Genomic DNA, 5,118 nt, shown 5'->3' with positions numbered 1-5,118 from the left:
GAGTCTAAAATTAATCCCCCTACTTTTTTTATTACTGACCTCTTTTGGCACATTCGCACAAACGGTGAGCATAAAAGGAAAAGTATTCGATGCGAAAACAAAAAAGCCACTTTACTATTCGGTAGTGAATCTAAAAGGGACCTACATGTACGACCTAACCAACGAAGATGGTTCGTATACCCTTTCGGAAGTTCAGCCCGGAAAATACATCATGTACATAAGTGTTCTGGGGTATCAGGCACAGGAAAATGAGATTACCATTAACAAATCGAGAACAGAACTGAATATATACCTTCATCCCTCCTCTCTCGATTTAGAAGAAGTTACGGTGACAGCACAAGCCAGCCAGAGCAAATCGGGAAGTACCACCTATAAAATAGGCAGTCAGGCCATACAGCAAGTGCAGCCGATAAGTGTGAGCGACATTCTGCAGCTGATTCCCGGAAATCAAGTAGGCGCTACCGACCTGAGCAATGCCGCACAGGTGAATCTGCGGAATGCTGATGGTGATTCTGAAGATATCAACTCATTTGGAACCGCCATTATTATCGACGGCAACCAATTGAGCAACGATGCCAACATGCAGGTTTACAATTCGGCCACTGGTGAGAGTGGAGGAACCAATGTGGCCAACGAGGGTGTCGACTTGAGAAGCATTTCCGCTTCGAACATTGAATCGGTTGAAGTGATTTCGGGTGTAGCAAGTGCCAAGTACGGAAACATTACTTCGGGTGCGGTACTCATCAAGCGAAAAGCAGGTTATACCCCCTGGAGAGCTAGCTTTAACACCACTCCTGAATCGTATCAGGCAGGAATTAATAAAGGGTTTCGAATGAACAGGGGCGGATTTTTGAATGTAGATTTCGATTATACCTATTCCAATGTGAGCAATACCTCACGAAAAGATTACTACCAACGAATCAATACCGGTTTACGATGGACCAAAGAGTTCTCGAAGCGCTTATCCTGGACAAACAACATGGCTTTTAGCTATGGATATTCGTTCGATGGAGAACGATCCGATCCGGATGAGACTGTGGTAACCTCGCAGACCGAATCGAAAAATCAGGCTTTTAGCTTATCCAACAATGGTAGTTTAAATATTTTGGGAAGAACCAATTACAGTCTAAGTGTAAACTATACCGATCAGTACACAAAAAAGAAGTTAATGGAAGATGGTCCGATTCCAATCATAGAATCGCTGGAGGAAGGAACTTACTATACGAACTATTCAGATATCTCCTTCTATCAGACAACAGAACTATTTGGAGCACCGGTAAACGTGAATGCCAGATTTGATACCGAGCAACTGTTTAAAACAGGCGCACTAAAACACAGCACCAATATTGGTATGGAGTACAGTTTTAATAAGAACTATGGCAAGGGAAAAGTTTTGCCTTCGGAAGGACAGGTGGCTAGTGTTACGGGTCCGGGATCGCGGGAATCGAACTTCCATGACGTTCCGGCAAGTCATATTTACTCGGCCTACTTTCAGGACGACATTAACTACGCAGGAGAAAAATCGAACTATCTGCTAAAAATAGGAGCTCGATACGATTACATGATTGAGAAATATCATCTGCTATCGCCCCGCCTGTCTTTTTCGGCGAAGTATTTCGATAAATTCAGAATAAGAGCAGCCTATGGATTATCCTACAAAGCACCATCGATGTTGCAGCTGTACCCCGGACCAGCCTACTTCGACATCATTAATCTGAACCACTATGCCAATGATGAATCCAGACGTTTGGCCGTAGTTACCACCTACATCTATCAGCCCGACAATACTTTCCTGAAACCTTCGAGAGGAGATACTTTTGAGGGAGGAATCGATTTTGAGCACAAAAAATGGAACTTCAGACTTACGGGATTCAGAAAAAAAATTACGGATGGAATCACCAGTTACAATCAGCTAAAAACCTTCGAAAAAGAGATTTGGGAAGTGGTTGAGGAGTACGATGATGCGCAACCTCTGGTTCAGTATTCGGGAGAATCGATCTATGTATCGAGCACCATGAGTGCCTACGCAAATGCACTGGAATCTACCACCACAGGTTTGGAGCTAACGGCTCAATTCCCAAAGATAAAAGCCACCAACACAAGCATTCATCTATCGGGTAGCTATCTGAAAACCAATTCACATCGGGATGTACCGACCCTAAAATCGTCGGTTACCTTATCTGGAACTCAGCTGAATCGTTACGGAGTTTACGAAACTCCTTCCTACAATACTACGATCTCAAGATCGAAGCTAACCCTGGTTCAGCATATTCCTGAAATTAAACTTTTAATCACAATGATTACCGAAGCGAACTGGAAGTACAAATACGCGGTGGACGAATATCCAAGCATCTACCCTATTGCCTACTATGATGGCGCAGGTGACTATGTGGAAATTCCTGAAGAACAGCGAACAAGTGAAGAGTACTCTGATTTGGTGAGTTCAAACACCTACTATGAAAGCACGCCAACTCCGACCTATTTCAATTTCCACCTTCAAATCAGAAAGGAAACCAAACAAGGACATAGCTTCTCGTTTTATGCCAACAACTTTTTATGGCATAACCCCGATTATATCGATACTGCCAACAATGTGAGAGTCTATCTAAACTCCCGCGTTTCATTCGGATTTGGAATGAATTTTAAACTGTAATTATTTATTAACCATTATAATACCAACAATTATGAATCACAAAAAATTTACCTCTTGGGGACTATTCTCCCTTCTTGCACTAAGTTTCCCCTTTACTTCGTGCAACGACGACTCTGAAGTATCTCTGGCAAATCTTAGCGTAAGCGTAAGTGCTTCGGATGATTTTTCGGCTGTTGCCACCTCTGATCTTTACGTATATCTTGAAAACACAACCGATAATTCGAAGGATAGTGTTCTTACCGACGCATCAGGAATGGCCTATTTTTATGATATCGCACCAGGAACCTACAGCCTTTCTTCCTACATCACTTTAAGTGCTGAAGAAGCGGGAAGTGCATCGGGTTACTACGAAGAGATCACCCTGAACGGAACCGAAAGCAATGTGGATTTATTTGGAGGAATTGACTCTGAAGCTTCTCTTGTTCTTGACGGAAAGCCATCCAGCTCCTTAATTATTAAAGAGTTTTACTACAGCGGAGCAAACGATCCATCCTGGGCTACTTTAAGTAAAGACCAGTACATCGAAATTTACAACAACTCCTCAGAAGTTGTATATGCAGATGGTTTATACATTGCCAGTTTGGTTCCTCAGAATAACGGTTCTGATGCTACGGCTACCGTTTCATCCTTAAGTTTCGAGGAATATGTTTATGCCGATAAAATCGCTCAAGTGCCAGGATCGGGAAGCGAATATCCAATTGAAGCAGGGGAAAGTATCGTAATTGCTTTTGATGCGATTGACTGGAGTAATGGGGGTGCCAACGACTATACGGTTGACTTAAGTGGTGCTGATTTTGAGTTGTATGCCATTGACTGGTTAGAATCTCAAGGAAGACTTGGAAACAGTTGGATGGACCTTGATAACGTAGATGTTACCAACATGGATATGATCTACATGAATGTTGAAAACTACGGAATGTTCTCCTTTTTATCAACCGGTGCAAGTGTTGCCATTTTACGTTGCGATGAAACTCCAAGCGAACTGATTGAGGATCCGGAAATTACAACTCCAACCTACTACACAAAATTAAGCGTGGATGATATTATCGATGGAATTGATATGCTTTACGATAGTGAATCGGCTGCTTATAAAAAATTACCAAGCTCTGTTGACGCTGGATTTAACTATGTAGAAGGTTCTTCTTACACAAGTTTAAAAGTGCGCAGAACCGTTGCGAAAACAACTACTGACGGAAGAATTGTTTACAAGGACACCAACAATAGTAGTCAGGATTTTGAATCGGTACATGTAACCGAATAAACTCTTTTTTGAAGGGGAACTGAACTCATTTTCTTCCCCTTCAAATTTTTTCCAATAGCTTTTTTACACGCTTCGCATGAGCCTGGCAAAAAAGGCAATTCCTCGTAATTCCATTACACCTAAACCTCATGAAAAAATATTTGCTCCCCTTTCTATTCGTTTTGATTTTTAACATCAGTAAAGCTCAGGAATTAAATCTTTCAGACAAACACTTGCTAAGCAATGGTACGGAAAGAGACTTTTACATCGATAAACAACTTGATTTGTATAAGCTTCTCCCCTCCACTCTATCGCTTTGGTCGAATGGGGATTGGTCGAGCATCAGATTTAATGGAACCTACGAAAGTGGCGATTTTAAAACCGTTGATGCTTTTGAAACCGATCAAAAAATCGCTTTTAAAACCGAATCGGTTCAATCCTTTGCCAAACAAAAACTGAAATTCTACGGTAACTTTACCTACCATACAGCCAAACACGAAGAGGCTGACTGGAATTTATTCTATCAAAAATCAGAAGTAGGGAGTCCTTTTCGCATGGTAACCGACCGCATGGGCGACTGGAGAACCAAGCATTATGGGGTTACCGGAATGATGACCAAACAAGTAAGCGAACGCTTACACGTTGGCGTGAGCGCAAAATATGCAGGCGATTTGTACTTTCGAATTGTCGATACTCGAAACGAACAATTCAATTTAGCATTGGATTTTCAGGCCTCAGCAAGCTATCAGCTTCATAATAACCAATATTTATCGATGGGAATTTCTTATCGCAGAAAAAAATCAGAACCCCAATACAGCAACAAATTTAAGGTAAACGGAACGGAATATTATCCTTATATCAGCACTGGATTGGGTGATTTCGAAGATCAGGAAGGACTCGATAAACTTCTTATTACAGATCAAAACCCAAGCTTTCTTGTTGCCTACCATTCGGGAAACAAAAACAAATTTTCAGCTACTTACACCTTCTATCCCGGAAAGGAAGAGTGGAAGTACTACATCACATCCGTTGATAGTCCAATATCAGAAAACCTGTACAAATACGAATACCAAAAACACGACTTCGGTCTATCGCATCTGGTGAATTCAGATCAATATCGTTTGCTAAGTCGGCTCAAGGCCGAAGTAATCACGGGTAAGGGCTATATATTCCGCACAAGCTATCAGGATTCATACATCTACGATGGCCAAAAGCTAAATGCTTC

Annotated in this window: 3 protein-coding genes; all 3 read left to right on the top strand. The window is 41.7% G+C overall.

What is annotated here, in order from left to right; translation table 11 throughout:
• A partial coding sequence (locus ABYT26_RS17435; RefSeq protein ID WP_372756274.1) for a TonB-dependent receptor domain-containing protein occupies window positions 1-2,653 on the top strand: 2,653 nt, incomplete at its 5' end.
• Window positions 2,654-2,684: 31 nt separating this feature from the next.
• Window positions 2,685-3,914: a DUF4876 domain-containing protein gene (locus ABYT26_RS17430; RefSeq protein WP_372756272.1), complete on the top strand. Its 1,230-nt coding sequence runs from the start codon at window positions 2,685-2,687 to the stop codon at window positions 3,912-3,914.
• A gap of 128 nt (window positions 3,915-4,042) precedes the next feature.
• Window positions 4,043-5,118: DUF6850 family outer membrane beta-barrel protein (locus tag ABYT26_RS17425; protein WP_372756270.1), on the top strand; the 1,076-nt coding region annotated here is incomplete at its 3' end.

The organism is Labilibaculum sp. (assembly GCF_041595635.1).
Taxonomy (GTDB): domain Bacteria; phylum Bacteroidota; class Bacteroidia; order Bacteroidales; family Marinifilaceae; genus Labilibaculum.
Note: the sequence above shows the minus strand (reverse complement) of the source record. Positions and strands in the feature narration are given on the sequence as shown.